17 protein-coding genes are annotated in these 19767 nt (G+C 62.2%); 13 read left to right on the forward strand and 4 right to left on the reverse strand.

All coding sequences use genetic code 11. From position 1 onward, the window contains the following. Positions 1 to 604: 604 nt before the first annotated feature. The 7 genes from QMG25_RS13295 (at position 605) to QMG25_RS13325 (ending at position 9637) form a co-directional block, all read left to right on the forward strand. Positions 605 to 1954 (forward strand): MFS transporter, encoded by a 1350-nt coding sequence (locus tag QMG25_RS13295; protein ID WP_283460965.1) that lies wholly within the window; start codon positions 605 to 607, stop codon positions 1952 to 1954. A gap of 76 nt (positions 1955 to 2030) precedes the next feature. Further along, on the forward strand, positions 2031 to 2708 hold the full coding sequence (locus tag QMG25_RS13300) for a GntR family transcriptional regulator (protein ID WP_283460967.1): 678 nt from the start codon (positions 2031 to 2033) through the stop codon (positions 2706 to 2708). An 11-nt stretch (positions 2709 to 2719) separates the two neighbouring features. After that, a complete protein-coding gene (locus tag QMG25_RS13305) occupies positions 2720 to 3508 on the forward strand; it encodes an aspartate/glutamate racemase family protein (protein WP_283460970.1) in 789 nt (262 codons plus the stop codon). 8 nt (positions 3509 to 3516) lie between these two features. Then, complete coding sequence (locus QMG25_RS13310; protein WP_283460972.1) at positions 3517 to 4944, forward strand: amidohydrolase family protein; 1428 nt, start codon at positions 3517 to 3519, stop codon at positions 4942 to 4944. Positions 4945 to 4952: 8 nt separating this feature from the next. Next, positions 4953 to 5684 carry a maleate cis-trans isomerase family protein gene (locus QMG25_RS13315; protein WP_283460974.1) on the forward strand — a complete coding sequence of 244 codons (732 nt, stop codon included), beginning with the start codon at positions 4953 to 4955 and terminating at the stop codon, positions 5682 to 5684. Positions 5685 to 5967: 283 nt separating this feature from the next. Then, complete coding sequence (locus tag QMG25_RS13320) at positions 5968 to 7002, forward strand: BMP family protein (protein ID WP_283460976.1); 1035 nt, start codon at positions 5968 to 5970, stop codon at positions 7000 to 7002. A gap of 1054 nt (positions 7003 to 8056) precedes the next feature. After that, complete coding sequence (locus QMG25_RS13325; RefSeq protein WP_283460978.1) at positions 8057 to 9637, forward strand: BCCT family transporter; 1581 nt, start codon at positions 8057 to 8059, stop codon at positions 9635 to 9637. Positions 9638 to 9642: 5 nt separating this feature from the next. Here the strand turns inward: QMG25_RS13325 and QMG25_RS13330 are convergent, their stop codons facing one another. After that, on the reverse strand, positions 9643 to 10554 hold the full coding sequence (locus QMG25_RS13330; protein WP_283460980.1) for a LysR family transcriptional regulator: 912 nt from the start codon (positions 10552 to 10554) through the stop codon (positions 9643 to 9645). A gap of 132 nt (positions 10555 to 10686) precedes the next feature. On the opposite strand from QMG25_RS13330, the gene QMG25_RS13335 reads away from it, so the two are divergent. The 6 genes from QMG25_RS13335 (at position 10687) to QMG25_RS13360 (ending at position 16562) form a co-directional block, all read left to right on the forward strand. Beyond that, complete coding sequence (locus QMG25_RS13335; protein WP_283460982.1) at positions 10687 to 12168, forward strand: aldehyde dehydrogenase family protein; 1482 nt, start codon at positions 10687 to 10689, stop codon at positions 12166 to 12168. Further along, positions 12165 to 13898, forward strand: coding sequence for a hypothetical protein (locus QMG25_RS13340; RefSeq protein WP_283460984.1), 1734 nt, complete (start codon positions 12165 to 12167; stop codon positions 13896 to 13898). Before QMG25_RS13335 ends, QMG25_RS13340 begins: the two co-directional genes overlap by 4 nt. Beyond that, entirely contained in the window at positions 13891 to 14922 is a 1032-nt protein-coding gene (locus QMG25_RS13345; RefSeq protein ID WP_283460986.1) for a membrane dipeptidase, read from the forward strand. Before QMG25_RS13340 ends, QMG25_RS13345 begins: the two co-directional genes overlap by 8 nt. Next, positions 14922 to 15662 (forward strand): hypothetical protein, encoded by a 741-nt coding sequence (locus QMG25_RS13350; protein WP_283460988.1) that lies wholly within the window; start codon positions 14922 to 14924, stop codon positions 15660 to 15662. The genes QMG25_RS13345 and QMG25_RS13350 overlap by 1 nt, the downstream gene beginning before the upstream one ends. After that, positions 15659 to 16048, forward strand: coding sequence for a RidA family protein (locus QMG25_RS13355; protein WP_283460990.1), 390 nt, complete (start codon positions 15659 to 15661; stop codon positions 16046 to 16048). Before QMG25_RS13350 ends, QMG25_RS13355 begins: the two co-directional genes overlap by 4 nt. Positions 16049 to 16142: 94 nt before the next feature. Further along, on the forward strand, positions 16143 to 16562 hold the full coding sequence (locus QMG25_RS13360) for a cupin domain-containing protein (RefSeq protein WP_283460992.1): 420 nt from the start codon (positions 16143 to 16145) through the stop codon (positions 16560 to 16562). A 72-nt stretch (positions 16563 to 16634) separates the two neighbouring features. On the opposite strand, the gene QMG25_RS13365 is transcribed toward QMG25_RS13360, so the two are convergent. The 3 genes from QMG25_RS13365 to efeO form a co-directional block, all read right to left on the reverse strand. Beyond that, the gene (locus QMG25_RS13365) at positions 16635 to 17117 is read right to left on the reverse strand and encodes an SRPBCC family protein (protein ID WP_283460995.1); all 483 of its coding nucleotides are present in this window, start codon (positions 17115 to 17117) and stop codon (positions 16635 to 16637) included. A 70-nt stretch (positions 17118 to 17187) separates the two neighbouring features. After that, positions 17188 to 18465: an iron uptake transporter deferrochelatase/peroxidase subunit gene (gene efeB / locus QMG25_RS13370; RefSeq protein WP_283460996.1), complete on the reverse strand. Its 1278-nt coding sequence runs from the start codon at positions 18463 to 18465 to the stop codon at positions 17188 to 17190. Then, a complete protein-coding gene (efeO, locus tag QMG25_RS13375; protein ID WP_283460998.1) occupies positions 18466 to 19698 on the reverse strand; it encodes an iron uptake system protein EfeO in 1233 nt (410 codons plus the stop codon). Positions 19699 to 19767: the final 69 nt, after the last annotated feature.

The raw sequence follows: 19767 nt of genomic DNA on the forward strand, positions 1-19767 counted from the left end.
ACGAAGTTGGGGTGGGCGGTGCTGGACACTCCCGCGCCTGAACCCCCGCACTTCTCCTGACATCCTCTGCAGCGCAGGGAACCCCGGATGTCGGCCACCAAGCGAAGCGAACTTGGTGCTTCTTGACCGTGGCGTTCAGTGGAGTGTTGGAATGCCTGGGTGCAGCGTGCGCAAAATTTCTTGGCAAAAGGGTCCATTGTTGAAATCCATGGATTTCAAGCGCAGGATCATCCAATTCTTCCGCACGATCCTGCGCTGAACCGCACGACGATCAGCGCCATGGAACTGCTCACGTGCTCGAATATCGGGGCCCGACAAAAGTTCCCTTGGCAGTAAATCATGCCAAACAGCTTGAAATGAGAGGTCGCCAGTCGATGGTTGGGCTCTGTTTTTAGCCCACCATTGTCATTGACTGTGGTGTGCAACACTTCTAAATTAGATCTTGGGATCCCAAACTGGGATCCCAAATAGAGCTTATTGAACGCACTGTTGAAAGTCCATGCGCATCACCCCTGCCAGCCGTCTAGCGGGCCCAAATATTGACGGCTGTGGGCTTTGGCAGTCCGTACATCATTCCCCTCACCTTCCATGTAAAGGAGCAGCCATGTCTCTCCCCAGTACTGATACTGCTGAAACAGCAAACACCGCTCAAGATGTCAAGCCAGGCAAGGACGGCGTGCAACGTCGCACCAACGTCCGCTGGAAACTCTTTATCTTGCTCTTGGTCCTGGTCGCCGTAAACTACATCGACCGCGGCTCCATTTCCGTGGCCCTGCCCATCATCCAAGAGGAGTTCAACCTCCCACCGGAGCTCGTGGGCTTGCTACTTTCGGCTTTCTTCTGGAGCTACGCCCTGATGCAGATCCCCGTCGGCTTCCTGATCGACAAATTTGGGCCCCGGAAAGTTATCACCGCTTCCTGCTTTGGGTGGGGTGCTGCAACAGCCGCATCAGGCCTTGCGGGCGGCTTCGTGAGCATGTTTATTGCACGGTTGGGCATCGGTGTCACCGAAGCGGGAGTGATGCCCGGCGGTGGCAAGCTCAACGCCCTCTGGATGCACAAGAAGGAACGTGGCCGCGGTGCCACCATCCTTGATGCCGGAGCTCCACTTGGCGCCGGCCTCGGCGGCATCCTGATCACATGGCTCATCGCCTCCACTGGCAGCTGGCGCTACTCGTTCATCATCGCCGGCGGCCTCACCATCCTTATGGGCTTGGCCGTCTGGTGGTACGTCCGAGACAACCCCCGACAGCACCGCGGGGTCAATGACGCCGAGGCGAACTACATCGAAGCGTCCCATGCTGAGGAAGATGCCGCCGCGGAACAGTCCGGGAGCACAGGCAAGCGCGCACTTCTCCCTTACCTGAAATTCCGTTCCTTTTGGGCCATGTGCCTCGGATGGCTTGGCTTCAACGGCGTGTTCTACGGCCTGCTGACCTGGGGCCCGTTGTATCTGGCACAGGACAAGGGATTCGACCTGAAAACGATCGGCTGGTCCACCTTCGTGATCTTCGGTGCGGGATTTGTGGGCGAAATACTTGGCGGCACCATCGCCGACAAGTGGCGCGCAACAGGCGCATCCGCCAACGTGGTCATGCGCACTCTCCTGGGCATCTCCAGCGCCGTGGTGGTTGGCGGCCTGGTAGGCGTCACAGTTGTTTCAGACCCGACGACGGCCGTGGTCCTGCTGTCGGTGGTCATGTTCTTCCTGCGCTGGGTGGGCCTTTTCTGGAGCATCCCCTCGATTCTCGGTGGCCGGACAAACGCCGGAGTCCTGGGCGGTGCCATGAATCTCAGCGGCAACATCTCCGGGTTCGTCACCCCGATTGCCGTGGGATTGATCGTCGGAGCGACGGGCGCCTACACATGGGCGTTGCTGTACTTCGTCGGCGCTGCAGTGGTCATGGGCGCTTCGGTGCTGGTTCTGAACTACAACAACAGACTTCCCGTTTAGTCTGAAGTCAACTCAACAAGTCGTTCCCGGCCGTTCCGGGAGCATCGTGGCCACCAAGAATCCGAATGGAGAAATCGTGCAAAGACCAGAGGGCACCGGCGAAAAGGTTCGTCCGTTGCGTGAAACCGTCCGCGACACCATTCGGTTGAGAATTTTTGAAGGCCACTATGCTCCCGGGACGCGTCTGGTGGAACGCGATTTGGCTGCCGAATTCCATGTCTCCAGGCTTCCTGTCCGCGAAGCCTTGCGGATGCTGCGACAAGAAGGAATCATCAGCGACCGCAACGGACGAAGTGCCGAGGTCAGTGCGCTCGGCGCCAAGGACGTCGCCGACCTCTTCGACGTGCGCAACTCCCTGGAAGTCTTGGCCTGTCGCCTGGCCGCGACCCGGGCGAGCACCGAGGATCTCCACAAGCTCGAAGACCTGTTGGGGACCGCTGAGGAGTTCCTCGCCAAAGGTTCCGTCGTGGAGGCGCACCGAATCAACAGCGAATTCCATGACGCGATCACTCAGATTGCAGACAACGATTTTCTGCGCTCAGCCCTGGAACCACTGCAGGGGCGGATGCATTGGCTCTTCCGACATGCAAGTGATTTGCCCGAGCTGCTCCAAGAACATCGAGCCCTCTACCTGGCGATCGCCAGCGGCGATCCCGAACGTGCAGCCACCCAATCGGCGTCCCACATCGACAAATACCGTGAACAGTTCCCGGCGGACACCTGCCGGCCCGAACCTTCCCACCCGAAAGCTTAACGAAAGACACCATGAAACTGCTTGTCATCAACCCCAACATCAGCGAGGACGTCACAGCCCTCATTCAAGCCGAAGCCCTGCGCTCGGCTGCACCCGAGACCGAAATTGTGGTCCGGACAGCCAGCCGCGGCGTCGAATATATTGAGACACGTTTCGAGTCGCTCATCGCCGCCGGCGCGGTCGCGGAGATCATCGCGGAGCATTGTGGTGGCCCGTCCTCCGAACGGGTTGACGGCGTTGTTGTGGCCGCCTTCGGTGATCCCGGCATGCCGGCTTTGAAGGAGCTGGCGGATGTTCCCGTCGTCGGGATCACTGAAGCGGCACTGTGCGCCGCGGCCTTGCAGGGCCAGCGCTTCGCCATCATTGCCATTTCGGACCGCATCAAGGCCTGGTACCGGGACTGCGTGGACAGTTTTGGGCTGGGCAGCCGTCTGGTTTCCATCCGGTCCATCGACGAGACGCTCAAGACAATCGGTTCCGTGCAAACAGATTTCAAGGACACCCTGTTGGCATTGAGCCGGCAGGCCGTCGCAGAGGACGGCGCCGACGTCGTCATTCTCGCCGGTGCACCCCTGGCCGGGCTCGCCCGGGAATTGGCGGGACAAATACCTGTCCCGGTGGTAGACGGCATCTCAGCGGGTATCCGAATGGCTGAGGCTGTGGTCGGGATGGCATCCGGACCCCACCGGTCCGGCTCCTTCGCGCCACCGCCCCCCAAGGGCCGCAAAGGCCTCCCCTCCTCCATCAATGCAGCCCTGGCCGACGTGCAGTCGGCACAGGCAGCCGCGGCAGCAAGTTAGGAACGCCCATGTCAGACATGCCAGATCTCGTCATCGCCCAGGGAACCATCGTCAACTCCGGAGGACGGCGCCGGGCGCACGTTGTGGTGCGTGGTGGGAAAATTGACCAGCTGATTGACGCGGATCAACCCGTGCCTGAAGCGTTGCGCACCATCGACGCCACAGGGCAACTCGTCATTCCCGGTGGTGTCGACGGACATTGCCACGTAGCCCAGGTCACCGGCCGCTTCGCCACCTTGGATGACTACCAGACGACGTCGACGGCCGCCTTGTGGGGTGGAACGACCACGATCGTTGACTTTGGAATTCCCCGGGATGCCAACGAAACGCCGCTCGAGGCCGTCCGCAATAAACGTTCACTCGCAGTCCAGTCGCGCTGCGACGTGGCCCTGCACGGTTCCGTGGTCAGCTGGGACGAAACCGTTCCGTGGCAGCTCGAACAGATGGCCGTCGAGGGCGTGCGCTCGGTAAAGATGTACACCACCAACCGCGACAGCACAATGGCCGACGGCGACACCATCCTGAAGGTCATGCGCGAAATGGTCCGCCTGGACGGGTTGACGTACATCCATGCAGAACACGATTCGATCATTGTCGACTGCACCCGGCAACACGCCGAGGCTGGAACCATCGGCATCGAACACCTGCACCTGACACGCCCGGAACTGGCCGAGGAAATATCCGTCAAGGAAGTCCTCGCCATGGCCGAATACGCCGGGGCGCCGGTCTATTTTGTCCACCAAACGACGCCCGGCGCCGTCGACTTGGTCACCGAGGCCCGGAACCGCGGCCACGAAGCGTTCTCAGAAACCTGCCCGCACTACCTCACCCTGGACGAAAGCGTGTACGGCTCCAACTTTCCCGAGTGGTTCGCCTGCTGCCCGCCAATGCGAAGCGCGAAAACTGTGGCGGCCCTTCGGGACCGCCTGGCCACCGGCACCATCCACACTGTGGCCTCGGACCACTCCTGCTACGACCTCTCGCAGAAAAGGGAGCGCACGGACGACGTCCGCGCCATGCCACACGGTCTCCCCGGCGTGGAAACCAGGATGCCCGTCACCTACACGGCCATGATGGAGCGAGCAGGCAGCCGGGTGGAGGACTTTGTCGAGGTTTTCGCCGCCGGTCCGGCACGGATCAACGCCATTCCCCGCAAGGGAATTGTCACGGACGGATACGACGCCGACCTGGTCATCTTCGATCCGACCGAGGAACGTCCCGTGGACGGAAAACAGCTGCACATGGGGACAGACTTCTCCCCCTTCGACGGCCGTACGTTGTCAGGATGGCCCGCCGTAGTAATTTCCGCAGGCTGCGTGGTGGTGAGCGACGGACGCTTCCACGATCCCGGCCCCATTGGAAAGTTCATTGCCCGCAACGGCTTCCGCAGCCACCAAACCACCCCTGACGGCACTGCCGTCCTCTCAAACGCCTAGGAGCAGACATGCCTTCCACGCAACGCCCCACCCGCATTGGCATGATCGTGCCGTCCTCCAACACCTGCCTTGAACCGCAAAGCTACCGCATCCTCGGTGAACGCACGGATGTCACCATCCACTCCACCCGCATCCCCGTCACCCGGATCGCCCTTGACGACTCCTCGGACAAACAATTCGATGTTGAGGTGATGCGCGAAGCTGCACGCCTGCTGGCGACATCCGACGTCGACGTCATTGCCTGGAACGGAACTTCGGGTTCATGGCTGGGACTTGAGCATGACCGCGAGCTGGTGGCGCAGATCCAAGACGCCACCGGGATTCCAGCAACCACCTCCACGCTGGCCTACATGGATGCGTTCGCGTCCTTCGGCACGGAACGGATCTCTTTGTTCACCCCCTATACCGAGGATGTAAACCGGAAGATCATCAGGGCCTACGCCGGAAACGGCATCACCACCGTTGACCATTACGCCCTGGGCCTGAGCGACAACGAATCCTTCGCACGTGTGACAACGGACGAAATGCGTCCCGGATCCCTGGAGCTGGCAGATGCCGGGCCCGATGCCATCGTTTACCTGTGCACCAACCTGTATGGCGCCAACATCGCCGCTGAAATTGAGGGGCGGAGCGATGTGCCGGTGCTGGATTCAGTTGCCGTCACGCTGTGGCACTGCCTGAAACTTGCCAAAGCGCCGCTGCTTGATACAAAGTGGGGGCGGCTCCTTGCAGATTCCTAGAATTCAGTCTGTCCGTTGAACGGACAATCAACAACCGTCCACTGCCTTCTTGAAAGAAAACTTCTGCGCTGGCAACATGGCTTTGGTTGTCGTCCAAGTCCGGGCTGCGTGCCGACGATACTTCGCAATTCTGATGTTGGCCTCCAACCTTGGGGAGCGTTCAGGTTCCATGTGCTGGTGGTCACAATCCGGACAGTTCTTGCACAGTTGAGTTGGTACTCCCTATCATTATTAGACTTCCATCTGATGGAATTCAATATTCATTCTATGAAAAGAGGAGCCAATGCAGCGTCGCATTGTCCTGAAAGCAAGTTTGGTGATTGCCGGCCTGGGTCTCACCGCCTGCAGCACGGCCCCCACGGATGAACCCGCAAATGCGAGCCCGTCAGCAAAGCCGGCGAAAGTTGGTCTGCTGCTGGCAGGAAGCTCAAGCGACAAGGGTTTCATGCAGTCCGGCTTCGACGGCCTCAAGCGCGCTGAAGCGGAACTCGGTGTTGAGCTGACTGTCCTTGAAGGCATTAAACCGGAACAAGCGGACCTTGAGACGGGCCTTCGCAAACTTGCGGAGGCAGCACCGGACCTCATAGTTGCCCACGGCGGCCAAAACGCGAAGGCAGCCACGACAGTGGCAGCGGAATTCCCCAAGATCACCTTCGTCGTGACACAGTCCGATGTCGTGGGCTCCAACCTATCCAGTTACGAAGTGCTTCAGGAAGAGTCGGCCTGGCTGGCCGGAGCCGCCGCGGGCCTGCTGACGAAAACGAACACTGTGGGCCACATGTCCGGCATCCGGGTGGCACCGGGCCTCAAAGGCCGGGCCGCTTACGTCGCCGGTGTGGCCCATACCAATCCGCAGGCCAAAGTCCTGACCAACTTTTCCGGCAACCAAGACGACGTGGAGCTCTCCCGCAAAGTTGCTGCGGCGGAAATTAGCGCGGGAGCCGACTACATCTTCAGCATGCTCAACGCTGGCAGGCCAGGCGTGGCGCAGGCCATTGAAGCCTCGGGTGGCAAGGTGCGCGAGTTTGGCAACGTCCGGGACTTCACCAAGGACGACCCCCGGATCTTCGTTGGCTCAGCGGTGGCCGATTCGGGTGCAGCGGCCTTCGCTGCGGTCAAGGATTTCGTCGAAGGAAGTTTCCAGGCCGACACGACCCACCGCATTGGGTTGGAAGAGCCCCAGGCCGTCCGTTTGACGCTGGCTGACTACGTACCTGCTGATGTGCGCGACAAGATCAAGCAGTTCACCAGCGATATCGTGGCAAAGAAAATCACCGTAAGCGTGGAGTACTCGGGCCCGGAATTTCCCACCCCCTGACCCGGGCGTCCCATGGCACAGCTGGATTTTTTCCATGGAGAGGTTTAAGGCACCCCAAAGAACAGGGAGGAGGCCCGCAAGTGCGTGTCTTCTTCCTGTCCCATCCGGTTTACCTGGCTTCATACGTGCAACGCACCCACCAGAACACGTGCTTCATTGCCGTTCCAGCGGGGCGGGCAACACGTCTTGCGTGAGCAGCGTTCCGTGCTGCAGGCACGCCTCGTGTCAAGCCTTCGGCTCATCTCCACTATGCGGCTCATTCCAGTTTTCTCGGAAACATTTTGAAGCAGCTTCTGACAGAACGTCGAGATGGACAGCTCATGATGTATCTTGACTGCGCAAGAGTCGGCACTTTGGGGGAGGGTAGAGACGCAAGCCAGTGATACGGAAGACGCCAACTGCGAACAGCTGTGCAGCGCCGTGGGTTCAACGAAACGAAGGCCAGTCGGCTTGAGAAGGTCGATTGGTGGACTATTTCAGGCACGACGACGAAGACACGTCATGGAAACTGGACCAGTTGGGTTGAAAAACCACGCGGGCAAGAGCGCCTCGATGGCTTTTAATCACGTGGCGGCAAGTTCCACTTGCAGCGTGACCGTATCACCGCCGCGCACGGGCGCAGGGACGGAAAGTCGACTATCCATGCCGACCACCCCGCAGTCGAACAAATCCGAGCACTGAGAACCCACGCACTGAAACACGCAGAGACTGAAAGAGTTGGCAGTGTTAGTCGGGTCACTATCCGCCACTGCCCGTGCAGTGAACGTTCGCTGATCAGCTAGGGTTGGATGTCACATTTCATGTTTTATCGACGCTCTGCGTGGGGTTCGTTTCGCCATCGCCGCAGGGGGCAGGGCAAGCATGGAGATGCGCGCCACGCACCAACTTATAGATAGCGGCTATCAATGTAGTTGATTTTAGTCTTGGACTCGGTAAATGATGTGACGCTAGTCTCATGAATACGCAAGACGCTTGATCCCGCCATACGGAAAGCCGTTGACCCACGATGAGAACCAGAATTCGTACACCCAAGACCGAAGAGGCTGAAGCGCCAATGTCCAAGGATAACCTCAATAGTGCCCTGGCTGGAGCCCCAAAGCCCGTGCTGGATCGCAAGGTCACCGGCATTAGCCTGGGCATCCTGGCCGCCTTCGTGCTGGCCAGTCTGATCTTTCCCAAGCAGTCCTCCGCGGCCATCGACAGCGGCTTCACCTGGGCAGCCCGATGGCTGGGGCTCTACTGGGAAGTGTTGCTGCTGGCCACCTTCCTGGTTGCCGTCGCATTGGCATTGACCCCCTATGCCAAGGCTCGCCTGGGCGGACCTGTGAAGCCCGAGTACGGCCGGTTCAAGTGGGTGGCCATGATCATGTGCACACTGCTGGCCGGTGGCGGCGTTTTTTGGGCCGCCGCCGAGCCGATCTCGCACTACGTCTCCACTCCGCCGTTCTTCGGTGAGACCGCCTCGGACCCGACAGTCGCCGCAAACCAGGCGCTCGGGCAGAGCTTCGTGCACTGGGGATTCCTGGCTTGGGCCATCCTGGGCTCGCTGGGCGCCATCGTGATGACGTACGCCGTGTCCAAGGGAATGCCGCTGCGTCCGCGCTCCCTCCTTTACCCCGTCATGGGCCGCAGGGTGCTGACCAGCTGGATCGGCACCGTGGCCGACGTGGTCAGCATCCTGGCCGTGATGGCCGGGACCGTCGGCCCCATTGGCTTCCTGGGCCTGCAGGTCTCCTATGGCATGTCGGCGCTCTTTGGGACCCCCGACAACTACCCCATGCAGCTGGTCATCATTGCGGTGCTCACCGGAGTTGCCGCGCTCTCGGTGTCCTCGGGTCTGAGCAAGGGCATCCAGATCATGAGCCGGCTCAATGTTTGGTTGGCCCTGGGCCTCATGGCTGCCGTGCTGATTCTGGGATCAGCCGCCTACATCTTCAAGGCCTTTCTCGGCGGCATGGGTGTCTACCTGCAGAACTTCTTCCCGACCTCGCTCTACCAGGGCGATCAGGGATGGGTTGCCGGCTGGACCATTTTCTTCTTCGCCTGGTTCCTGGGCTATGCACCGCTGATGGCGATCTTCGTGGCCACCATTTCCCGTGGCCGCACGGTCCGCGAGCTGATCCTCTTCTCCACGGTGATGCCCCCGATCGTGACCTGCTTCTGGTTCACCGTGCTCGGTGGCACGGGCATCATGTTCGAGCAGAACAACCCCGGATCCATTTCCGGCCCGTTGGCCAGCGAAGGGCTGCCCGCCGTGGTGATGACCATCGCCGAGCAACTCCCGTTCTCCGGGCTGATCGGCGGAGGCTTCCTGCTGCTGACGGTGATGTTCGTGGCCACCACCGCCGACTCGATGTCCTACAGTGTGGCCCAGTCCTGCACCGTCACCGACGAGCCGTCCACCAAGTTGCGCGCACTATGGGCAGTGGCCATGGGTGTGGCCGCTGCGGTGCTGATTTCCATCGGCGACGGCGGGATCAACGCGCTGCAGTCCTTCATCGTCATCACCGCGGTTCCCGTCGGACTCATCATCCTGCCATCGGTCTTCGCGGCTCCGGTGTTCGTCCGGCGCATGGCCTTGGAGCAGGGCGTTGTCGGGGCAAAGATTCCGGAGAAGAGCAGCGTCAGCGATTGACTCCGTCAGCTGGTTGACTCCCGGGAAGACGGGGGTGGAGCCTGGATATCGACGGCTTCCAGGAAGCGTTTCACCAGCGCGGAATCCCGCCGGGCCTCAGCGCAGATCAGCGATACCTGTGAATATGCGGCCGCGTCGCTCAATTCCAGATAGGCCAGCCCGTGAATCTGCAGGGCGCGCAGCGACTCGGGGACAATGGCGATCCCTGTCCGAGCGGCCACGAGTCCCAAAATGGTGGGGAACTGAATGGCCTCCTGGGCGATCTTGATGTGGAACCCGGCTTGGATGCACAATGCCGCAATCAGGTCGTAGAGCCGTGAAACCTGGTTCCGCGGGAACACCACAAACTCTTCCCCTGCAAGCTCGGACAAGGAGACGCTGGGGCGCCCGGCCAGCGCATGGGATTCGGGTACCGCGACCACCAGCGCCTCGGGTTTCAATGCGGTGATGCGGATGCCATCGATCGGCTCGATTTCCCGGACGATCCCCACGTCCAGGGTTCCGTCCAACACTGCCTGGATCTGCCGCTCTGTGGTGTTCTCCTGAAGCTGGAAGTGGACCTGGGGGAGGCGTTCGTGCATGTGGTTGACCATGCCCGGCAGCAGCGACAGCGCCGCCGAGCTGACAAAGCCGACCCGCAACAGCCCCGTGTTGCCTAGAGTTGCCAATTCCACCTGGCTTTGCGCACGCTCCGCTTCGGCGACCACCCGGCGGGCCGCCTCGAGCAGCACCCGGCCGGTGTCGGTGATCTCCACCGATCTGGTGGTGCGAATAAAGAGTTGGGTCTTCAGATTGCGTTCCAGCCGCTGGATCTGTTGGCTTAGCGCTGGCTGGGCGATGTGCAGCCGTTCAGCGGCCCGGTTGAAGTGCATTTCCTCTGCCACGGCAATGAAGTAGCGAAGTTGTCTAAGTTCCATAAAGACTAAGTGTGTCTGCTTATTAGTCGATAGGCAATAGATACTTCTCTGTGATCACCAATCGACGTAGTCTGGATCACATAGTCAGAACACAGCGGCAAGATGCACAGCAGCAAGAAGGCAGGAAATCTCATGGCAAGCACCACGATCACCGACACTCTGGAACTCCAGCAGCTCATCAACGGGCAGTGGGACAGCGCAACGGGAGACGAAGCCCAAAGCTCCAACCCGGCAGATCCGCAGGAAGTCGTGGCCCGTTACGCCACGGCCACAGCGGAAACATTGGAAGCGGCCATCGCCGCCGGCCGCGCCGCACTGGCCGACTGGGACAAGGTAGGCCTCATCGGCCGCGGACGCGTGCTGCGCCGGGCGGCACAACTACTTGAAGAACGCGCCGAGGACATCGCCGTACTGATGACCCGCGAACAGGGCAAGACCCTGACGGACTCCCGCGGCGAGGTCGGGGCCACCGTGGAGACCCTGTATTACCAGGCAGGTTCGGCGCGCAGCGCCACCGGCACCACCTTCCCGTCGGGCAACGGCGACGAGCTGGTGCGCACCATCCGCCGCCCGGTCGGCGTCGTCGGCGTCATCACCCCGTGGAATTTCCCGCTGCAGATCCCGGCCTGGAAAATCGCCCCGGCCCTGCTCTGGGGCAACACTGTGGTCTGGAAGTCAGCCAGCGACACCCCGGCCGTTTCCGTCGCCTTCGCCCAGCTGCTCATTGACGCCGGTGTACCGGCGGGCGTGCTGAACCTGTTGCTGGGCCCCGGCTCGCTGGGCTCCGCCCTGGTCGAGCACCCGGACATCGCCGCGGTCACCTTCACCGGATCGGTCCCCGTGGGCCGGCAGATCCGCGAACGCGTGGTGCTGCGGGGGGCGAAGCTGCAGATGGAACTCGGCGGACACAACGCAGCCATCGTCATGCCAGACGCCGACGTGGAAAACGCCGCAGCGTTCATCGTTGCAGCGGCCATGTCCAGCACGGGGCAGAAGTGCACCGCCACCCGCCGCATCATTGCTGTGGGCGACGTGCACGATGCCCTCGCTGCTGCCCTGGTCCCCAAGGTCAATGCCTTGGTCTCCGGCCCGGGCACCGCTGCCGGTTCGTACATGGGTCCGGTCATCTCCGCCCGCGCCGCCCGCGACGTCGAAGAAGCCCTGGCCACGGCCAATTCCGAAGGCGCGACCGTGCTGGCCCAGGGTTCCAAGCCATCCGACTCCGCCGGCCACTACGTTTCCGCCACCCTTTTGGGCGGCAACGATTCCCTGACGATCACTCATGAAGAGGTCTTCGGACCCGTGGTGACCCTGATGCGTGCCGAGAACCTGGACGAGGCCATTGCCCTGGCGAACGCCACCGACTTCGGTCTGACCGCCTCGGTGTTCACCTCCGATGAGCACACGATTCGCCGGTGCCTCGACGAGGTCGTGGCCGGGCTGATCAAGGTCAACGGACCCTCCACCGGTTCCGAGGTGCACGCACCGTTCGGCGGCCTGAGCGATTCCTCCTTCCCGGCCCCGCGCGAGCAGAACGCCAATTCCTGCGCCGACTTCTACACCGAAACCAAGACGGCCTACATCCGCACCGTACCCGCCGGACGTGCCAAGTGAGTGCGCAGGCCCTCAGCGAAGGCACGCACGAAGGCCACCTGCGGCCATCGAACACCGTGATGGACCCGCTGGACATGGGGGGCGCCCGTGCCACCCGGCACAGCTTCATGCGCACCATGATGCGCCGCGCGGTGAACAACGGATGGCAGATCCAGCGCACCGCCTTTGACATCGATGAGGGCGGCTGCGGCTCGGCAATCTATGAGATCCACGCCGAATCCCTGCACTTCAGCTTCGTCGCGTTCTCCCAGCGATTGAAGGAAGAGGACCGCACCGACCGCGTCATCGCCAAGGGCTGGGACCTCACTGCCGCCCTGGTTGAGGGCCCGGTGGACTCCGACAAGCTTGAGCGCCTGGCCGCCGACGTGCCATTGCAGGAAAATGGCCGTGCGGAAACCGGGTCCATCATCTGGACCCGCGCGAACCGCAGCGAGCGCTTCTTCGACTACGTCGCGGACCGCCTGGCGCACGGCCTGCAGCCTGAGACAGGGAAGTTTGGCGGATCACCGTACCTGATTCGCTCCACCGCGTTCTACTCCAACGGCAAGTGCGGACTGGCCGACTACGAGTCGCTGGAGGACGGCCACCCGCTGGCCGCCCCGTTTCGCGCACATATGTTAACCGCGTGGCTACTGCGCGAGCTGAGCTACGACATGGTCGAGAAGGTCGCCTCATCCCGCAACCCGGAAGCCGCGAGGCTCCAAGACCCCTGGCGCCGCTATCTGGGCATGGGCAATGCCACCGGCCTGGGCATGGTGCCCTACGCCATCAACCACCCGGAAGTGATCAACTCGTGGGCCATGGCCCGGGAGATCCCGCTGGCGGCGGTCACCGCCCGCTGGGTGGGGCCCGCCGACGCTTCCGTTCCACGGATTACCGATCTCATGGACCAGGCCATCGCCTATCTGGCCGAGCAGGACGACATCATCACCGCGCCCTTCACCTCCGGCCCGGAGCTTTCGGCCCAACTGGTGGTGCTGGTGGACCAGCTGCGCGAATGGACCGAGACCGGGATCTTCGCCGGGTATGAAACTTCGCACATCTGGCGCGAGCTGCACAACGCCGCCGCGGTCCAGGGCCCGGCAGCACGCGGCATGGTCGCCACGATCCTGACCGAACTGACCGAAGACCTCGACGAAGTCGTCGAGTCCGGGCTGCGTTGCGACGAGTCTCGCCGTGTCACTGCGGGAATCAGCTGCGCCGCCCTGGCGGCCAACATCGATGCCTCGTACTCGTGGATCGGTGCCTTCGACTTCGCCAGCCCCGGTTCGCAGAAGCACTTCTGGTTCTCCTCGATCAACAACGAGGAACCACGCCGGGCCCTGCAGGGCGCCGATCTGGGAGAGGCCGTCCAGCATCCGGTGGACATCGCCCGCGCCGTGGCTGCCCTGCGTGCAGAGCTTGCCGAGGCTGACCCATCAATGGACGTCGGGGAGTTCCTGCTCACCCACCCGAGGCACCGCGCCACCGTGGGACGCGTGCAGAACATCGGAGCGCTTCCCTACGGCGAGGTGCGTGACAACCTCTTGGGATCCGAGTTCCTGCCGCTGAATGTCCAGCGCTTCCAGCTGGCCCTCTACGGCATGGAAAACTACACCCCGCAATCCACCGACTGGCTTCGAGTGACCCTGATGGCCGGTGCCCCGCGCATTGCCGATCTGGCCAACGGCACCGCCGATGATGGATGGATGTTTACCCGCCGGCCACAGGAGGAAAACAGCAATGACTGAACCACGCACCTCACTCACCCTTGAGGCACCCTTGGACGCCAGGGCGGTGGATCTACACGCCGCCACGACCATCGTCGACGGCCTGCAGATCAGCAACTGGGACCGCAAGACCCTCGAGGAGCTGCGGGCCGGGGGAATCAGCGGGGTCAATGCGACCTGCGCCGTCTGGGAAGGCCCGGCCGACACACTCAAGGCCATCGGCGACTGGTACCAGCTGGCCGCGGCGAACCCGGACTTGGTCGCCCTGGCCACCACCAGCGACGAGATCCGCCAAGCGAAAATCGACAACCGGATTGCGGTGCTGCTGGGCTTCCAGAACACCAGCTCCTTCGGCGACGACTTCCGCATGGTCGAGGTCTTCCACAGGCTCGGCGTGAAGATCGCCCAACTGACCTACAACATCCAGAACCTTGTCGGCGGGGCCTGCTATGAACCCAAGGACTCGGGGCTGACCCGGTTCGGGCACACCATTGTCGCGGAAATGAACCGTGTAGGCATGCTCATCGACCTCTCCCACGTGGGCAACAAGACCTCGCTGGATGCCGTGGAGGCCTCGGTGGCCCCGATTGCCATCACCCACTCGAACCCCACCTGGTTCGTCGAGAACCCGCGCAACAAGCCTGACGAGGTCATCCGCGCGGTGACCGGGGCCGGCGGAGTGCTCGGCTGCTGCCTCTACCCGCTGGTCATCGGCGGCAAGGAAGCCGTCCTGAAGGACTTCTGTCAGATGGTTGCCCGCCTGGTCAATGAGCTGGGACCGGGCCGCGTGGGACTGGGCAGTGACTGCACACGCAACTGGGACGACGAGTTCGTCGGCTGGCTGCGCAACGGCCGCTGGCAGCCCGAGGGCGAGACCAAGGCCACCTGGCCTGAGTGGCCTGAGTGGTTCGTGGGCCCCGAGGACTTCCCTCGGCTCACCGACGGCCTGGACAAGGCCGGGCTTGATGAACAAGCCATCCGCGGGGTTCTCGGCGAGAACTGGCTGAACCTCTTCGACGACGTTTTCACGGGAAGGAAAATCTAATGTCAGTCATCACGCAGAAAGTTGCAACTATGCAAACAGCTGATTCGATGCCCATGGCCAGGCTGGCCATGCGCGAAGTGCGCGAGATCGCCTACCGGGCCGTGATGACCAAGGGGGCCTCCAATGCCGAGGCCCAGGCCGCGGCCCGCCAAGTGCTTTTCGCTGAGATCCACCACGGCACCGGAATCGCTTCTCTGGCAACCTGGCTTGAAGAAGGGACCTGGCTGCTCGGTGCCTTCCCCTACATCCGCGTCGACACCCCGACGGGCAAGAGCTACCGGGTGGATCCCGCTGCACACTGCCATGCGCTGGTGCATGGAGTGCTGCTCGTGGATGTGGCCAGCACCGGTGTAGGCAGCGAGGTGCTGTGCAGCACACTGAGCCACGACACGCACCTGCTTGACGAGGCGCTGCTCAATGCAGCCATCAGTTCCGGGCATACAGTGGTGCACCGCAGCCCAGGTGCAGACAACCGCACCACCTTCGCCACACCGGCCGGTGACTTGGGCACCGGGTTCAGTGCTGCCGGCCAAGGCGCACCGCACACCGCACCGGAAGATCCGGACACCTCGCGCTTCTACACCGCGGACGAACCGCCACCAGGGGAGTTCGCCCTGAGCACCGAGGCTGAGAGGACCGCGCGGCGGCTGGAGCTGGCCCACGGCGGGATCCATGTCGACGCCGCCATCTGGTCTGAACTGCGCGCCATCGCCGCCGGCTACCTGGTACCCGAAGCATGAGCGGGATCCAGCGCCGCTGGCACCAAGACGGCAAGCCGCGCCCCTACACCGCGACTGCAACCTTTGGCGGCATCGTGTTCGCTTGCGGCCAGGTGCCCACCCAGGCCGACGGAACGACCCCGGACGCCTTGCGCGACCAAGTGGACACGGTGTTCGACAACTTGGAGACGGTTCTTGCCGATGCCGGCGCGGACCTGTCCACCATCTTGAAGGTCACGGTGTTTCTGGCCAACTTCGATGAATTCGATGAATTCAACGCTGCCTACTTGAATCGCCTGAGCGAGGTGACGCTTCCGCCTCGCACCACCGTTGAGGTGTCGCGGTTCCGCGGAACCAAGCGCATTGAAATGGATGTGGTGGCAGCGGCTGTGGGACCGGTATCCTAAACGGACAGTAGTCCCGTCAACAGCCGGAGGCCACGATCTGCAGGTCGTGCCTCCGGCTGTTGAAAACCCGCAATGAACGAGCCAAGGAGCAACGATGCTTGAACGATCCGGCGACCACGACTTTGACTATGCGCTGCATGAGGGCTCACCTGTTCGCGTCCAATGGCATTTCTATGGCCAATCGGAACTACCGGTCGCGGTGCAAACCTGGGAACTCCCGCCGGGTGGATTCGAAGGCATGCATGCCCATACGGAGAACGACCTCCCGCTGGAGGAAATCTACATCGTCCTCGACGGTGCCGGGCGTATGCGCGTCGATGAGGAAACTTTTGACATAACCACGGGAGATTCTGTGCTGGCCCGTGCTGGCACGAGCCATGATTTGCGCAACACAGGCGACGGACCACTAAAAGTACTTGTCATCTGGGGAAAACCAGGGGCAGCGGACTATTCGAACTTCGGCTCAGCCAAGCTGGCACAAGCAGCACGTGAACACGGTCTTCCCGCAGACTAGCGCTGCCCAACCGCTGCCCCGATGTCCGGCGGTGTGGAACGGTCATCCGTTTCATCCGCCGGAGTACCGGTGCTAGTTCGTGTGGTGCGGTCCCGCCACCATGGCGGCCAAGCTCGCCAGCGACTCATCGAGTTGGTGTGCCTCCACGAGGGGGAAGGAAATGCGCCGCAGCACGTCCTTGTCGGTGACGTGGCTCCAATCGTAGGTGAGCGAAACCTTCGTTGATTCCGGTGTCAGCGCCTCCAGCTCCCACACCCATTGCCAGCCAGCAGGCTCCTGACCTGCATCCGCCGTCTTCCAAGCCAGCAGTTTGTTGACGTCGTATCCCACCACATGGTTGTCAGTTTGGTAGTCCCCGCCGAGTTTTTCCAAATGCATGTTCATGGTAAAGACCTGGCCCACAGCCGTGATCCTGTCCGTCTTCTCGTCCGACTGCACCATGCCGGACCCATCCATTGCTGCATGGTTCGCGGGATTGCTCAAAACCTCGAAGATCTCCTTCGCCGGGGCGTCGAACTCTCGGTGTACGGTGAGTTTTCCTTCATCATTAGTCATGGCCCCAGCCTTGCGCAATTTGATGATGGATGGCAAATCCTCGTTCCCCTGCAACGTCCGCAGACTTGCCTTAGTCGAAGAATTCCTTGCCGTAATAGCTTCCTGCGGCCGGCAGTCCGCCGGGGACTGCGAAGACGCCCGATCCCACGTGGCGAATGTACTCATTGAGCCTGTCCGAGGCCCCCAATTTGCGTTGCAGCGCCACAAAATGTTCAGGATTCTTTTGGAAGCTGAGGAAGAACAGCCCGGCGTCCAGGCGCCCCACCGAGTCAAGGCCGTCGGTGAAGTTGTAGCCGCGGCGCAGGATCTTTGTGCCACCGTTGTTTTCGTGGGCGACCAGGGCAATGTGCGAATCAGCGGGAATGACGGGAGCCCCGTCAGCCACCGCGTGGAAGTCCGGCGTGTCGTGCTCCTTTTCCCCCGACAGGGGAGCGCCCTCCTTCTTGGTGCGCCCAAAGATGCTGTGCTGGTCGCCAATGGTGTCTTCATCCCAGGTTTCAATGAGCATGTGGATTTTGCGGGCCACCAGATAGCTGCCGCCCGCCATCCACGCCTGCCCGGCTTCATCCCCAACCCACACATGCTCAGCCAGCTCGTCCCCGCCAAGGACATTGCGGGTGCCGTCCTTGAAGCCCATGAGGTTCCGTGGCGTGGTCTGGTTGGCCCCGGCCGAGGCGCGCCCAAAACCCAGGACAGTCCATTTGGTGGTGACGGACGCCCGGGCGATGCGGGCCAGGTTGCGCACGGCGTGATAGGCCACCTGGGGGTCGTTCGAGCACGCCTGAATGCACAAGTCCCCGCCGGTGAAGGCCGGGTTCAACGACTCCCCGGCCATCGCCGGTAGATCGGCAAAGTCCACCGGCTTGAACTTTTCCAAACCGAAGCGGGAATCGAACAGGGAAGGCCCGAAGCCGAGCGTCAGCGTCAGCCCTTGCGGCCCCATGTCCGTCGCTTCCCCCGTGTCCACGGGAATGCCGTGTTCGCGCGACGGCTCCACCTTGCCCACAGGATTCCCTGCGGTCAATTCGGCCATGGCGGCCGACCACTTTGCCAGCAACAGCTGCAATTCGGTGGCAGTGGTGGCGGTGACTTCAAAGGCGGTGAAGACGAGGTGGTCCTGCGGGGGAGTCTCAATTCCGCTTTGATGTTCCCCGTAGAAGGGGTAGCTCAGGTGGCCCCTTTCCGCCATGAGTTCAACGTCGCTCAGGGGCGCCGCTGCCGCCGTGGCCGCGACGGCGGCAGCTCCGGCAGCACCGAGTGCCAGCCCGCCGGCGCCTGCGACGGCTGCGGATCGGCTAAAGAACTTCCGGCGCGAAACGTCGGGCAGTGGGTCGGGGGATGTTGCCATTTAGACTGTTGCCACCTTTTCAGCGATCCTGGCCAGCGGTGCCTGCAGCGACTGGATGAGGGCTGTGAGCTTGGCTGCATCAGTGGCCTTCAACTCATCCGTGTAGGCCTTGTAGCCGCCCAAGGCGGCCGGGTCCTTGTAGCCTTCAAGGGCCGCGTTGACGGTGTCAAACTTGGAAGAAATCTGCTGCGTCAAGGTGGCATCGATTTCCACCAAGGCAGGCTTGAGGTATTCGAAGGCTTGTTGCGACCCTTCGATGTTGGCGGCAAAGTCCAACAGGTCAAGCTTGGAATAGGCCTCTTCCTCACCTGTGATCTTGGAGGACTGCACCTCTTCCAGCAGGCCGCTGGCACCGTTGGCCAGTTCCTCCGGCTGGTAGGCGGCGTCGCTTTCCAACTCGGCGCTGAGCGTTTTGAGGGTGCCCACATTCTTCACAATGCCGGCAGCAAGGGCCTTGGACCCCGCCGTGATGGCCTTCGCCTCAAACAAGTCCCTTTCCAAGGGGTGGAAGCCTGTCCACTTGCTTCCGGGCTCGACGTCGGCCACGCGCAAGTCAAGGGCGGGGTCAAGGTCGGGGAAGCTTTCAGCGACCGGTTCGATGCGCTCAAAGAACGAACGGGCGTCGGCGTAGGCCCGCTGGCTGGCTGGCACATCGCCGGAATCGACGGCCTTTCGCAGGGCCGCGACGGCCACCACGAGGGAATCCACTTGGCCCGAAACGTAGTTGGCGTAGCCGTCGGTGCCCTCCTTGAGCAGGTCTCCGATTCCATTGCTCGCGGAGTCCGCAGCAGCACCGGTGACGGTGAAAGGCTTGTATTCGGTTGTGGCGCCGGGGCAGTACAGCTGGTAATTGCCGCCCGTGAGCGTGACGGTGAAGCTGACGGCCTTCAAGCCCGGAATCACGTTTTCACGCTCGCCGAGAATGCGCTTGTCGCTGAGCAACTCCACTTCGCTGACACTCGAGGCGTTCTTGTTGGAGACGTTGAAGGTGACTGGACCGGCCGGGGCGGAAGCGAAGTCGGGGACGCACTGGTCTTCCCCCTCAACTTTTTCAACACTGACGGCAATTTGCGCCGCACCATTGCTGACGGGAGCGGCGTCGCCGTTGGAGATGTCGGCTCCGCCGGAAACAGCGGCGCTTCCGCACGCCGTCAGGGACAGGGCCAGCACGGCCATTCCCGCCAAGACGGCAGGAGCTGCTGAGCGGAAGGTGCGGGATGAAAGAGTCGGCATGGGGATCCTCTGGGATGGTGTGGCTGACAAGTTTTAGGGGATGGGAAAGCGGCTGTCGCCGATTGTGGG

The sequence above is a fragment of the Arthrobacter sp. H35-D1 genome, assembly GCF_030063185.1.
Taxonomy (GTDB): Bacteria; Actinomycetota; Actinomycetes; order Actinomycetales; family Micrococcaceae; genus Specibacter.

What these genes read in the sequence shown, in the direction of transcription:
- efeO (WP_283460998.1), bottom strand. Translation starts at nt 19,698, where the DNA reads ATGCCGACTCTTTCATCCCGCACCTTCCGCTCAGCAGCTCCTGCCGTC.
- QMG25_RS13310 (WP_283460972.1), top strand. Translation starts at nt 3,517, where the DNA reads ATGTCAGACATGCCAGATCTCGTCATCGCCCAGGGAACCATCGTCAAC.
- QMG25_RS13325 (WP_283460978.1), top strand. Translation starts at nt 8,057, where the DNA reads ATGTCCAAGGATAACCTCAATAGTGCCCTGGCTGGAGCCCCAAAGCCC.
- QMG25_RS13295 (WP_283460965.1), top strand. Translation starts at nt 605, where the DNA reads ATGTCTCTCCCCAGTACTGATACTGCTGAAACAGCAAACACCGCTCAA.
- QMG25_RS13355 (WP_283460990.1), top strand. Translation starts at nt 15,659, where the DNA reads ATGAGCGGGATCCAGCGCCGCTGGCACCAAGACGGCAAGCCGCGCCCC.
- QMG25_RS13305 (WP_283460970.1), top strand. Translation starts at nt 2,720, where the DNA reads ATGAAACTGCTTGTCATCAACCCCAACATCAGCGAGGACGTCACAGCC.
- QMG25_RS13335 (WP_283460982.1), top strand. Translation starts at nt 10,687, where the DNA reads ATGGCAAGCACCACGATCACCGACACTCTGGAACTCCAGCAGCTCATC.
- QMG25_RS13330 (WP_283460980.1), bottom strand. Translation starts at nt 10,554, where the DNA reads ATGGAACTTAGACAACTTCGCTACTTCATTGCCGTGGCAGAGGAAATG.
- QMG25_RS13365 (WP_283460995.1), bottom strand. Translation starts at nt 17,117, where the DNA reads ATGACTAATGATGAAGGAAAACTCACCGTACACCGAGAGTTCGACGCC.
- QMG25_RS13360 (WP_283460992.1), top strand. Translation starts at nt 16,143, where the DNA reads ATGCTTGAACGATCCGGCGACCACGACTTTGACTATGCGCTGCATGAG.
- QMG25_RS13345 (WP_283460986.1), top strand. Translation starts at nt 13,891, where the DNA reads ATGACTGAACCACGCACCTCACTCACCCTTGAGGCACCCTTGGACGCC.
- QMG25_RS13320 (WP_283460976.1), top strand. Translation starts at nt 5,968, where the DNA reads ATGCAGCGTCGCATTGTCCTGAAAGCAAGTTTGGTGATTGCCGGCCTG.
- QMG25_RS13315 (WP_283460974.1), top strand. Translation starts at nt 4,953, where the DNA reads ATGCCTTCCACGCAACGCCCCACCCGCATTGGCATGATCGTGCCGTCC.
- QMG25_RS13350 (WP_283460988.1), top strand. Translation starts at nt 14,922, where the DNA reads ATGTCAGTCATCACGCAGAAAGTTGCAACTATGCAAACAGCTGATTCG.
- efeB (WP_283460996.1), bottom strand. Translation starts at nt 18,465, where the DNA reads ATGGCAACATCCCCCGACCCACTGCCCGACGTTTCGCGCCGGAAGTTC.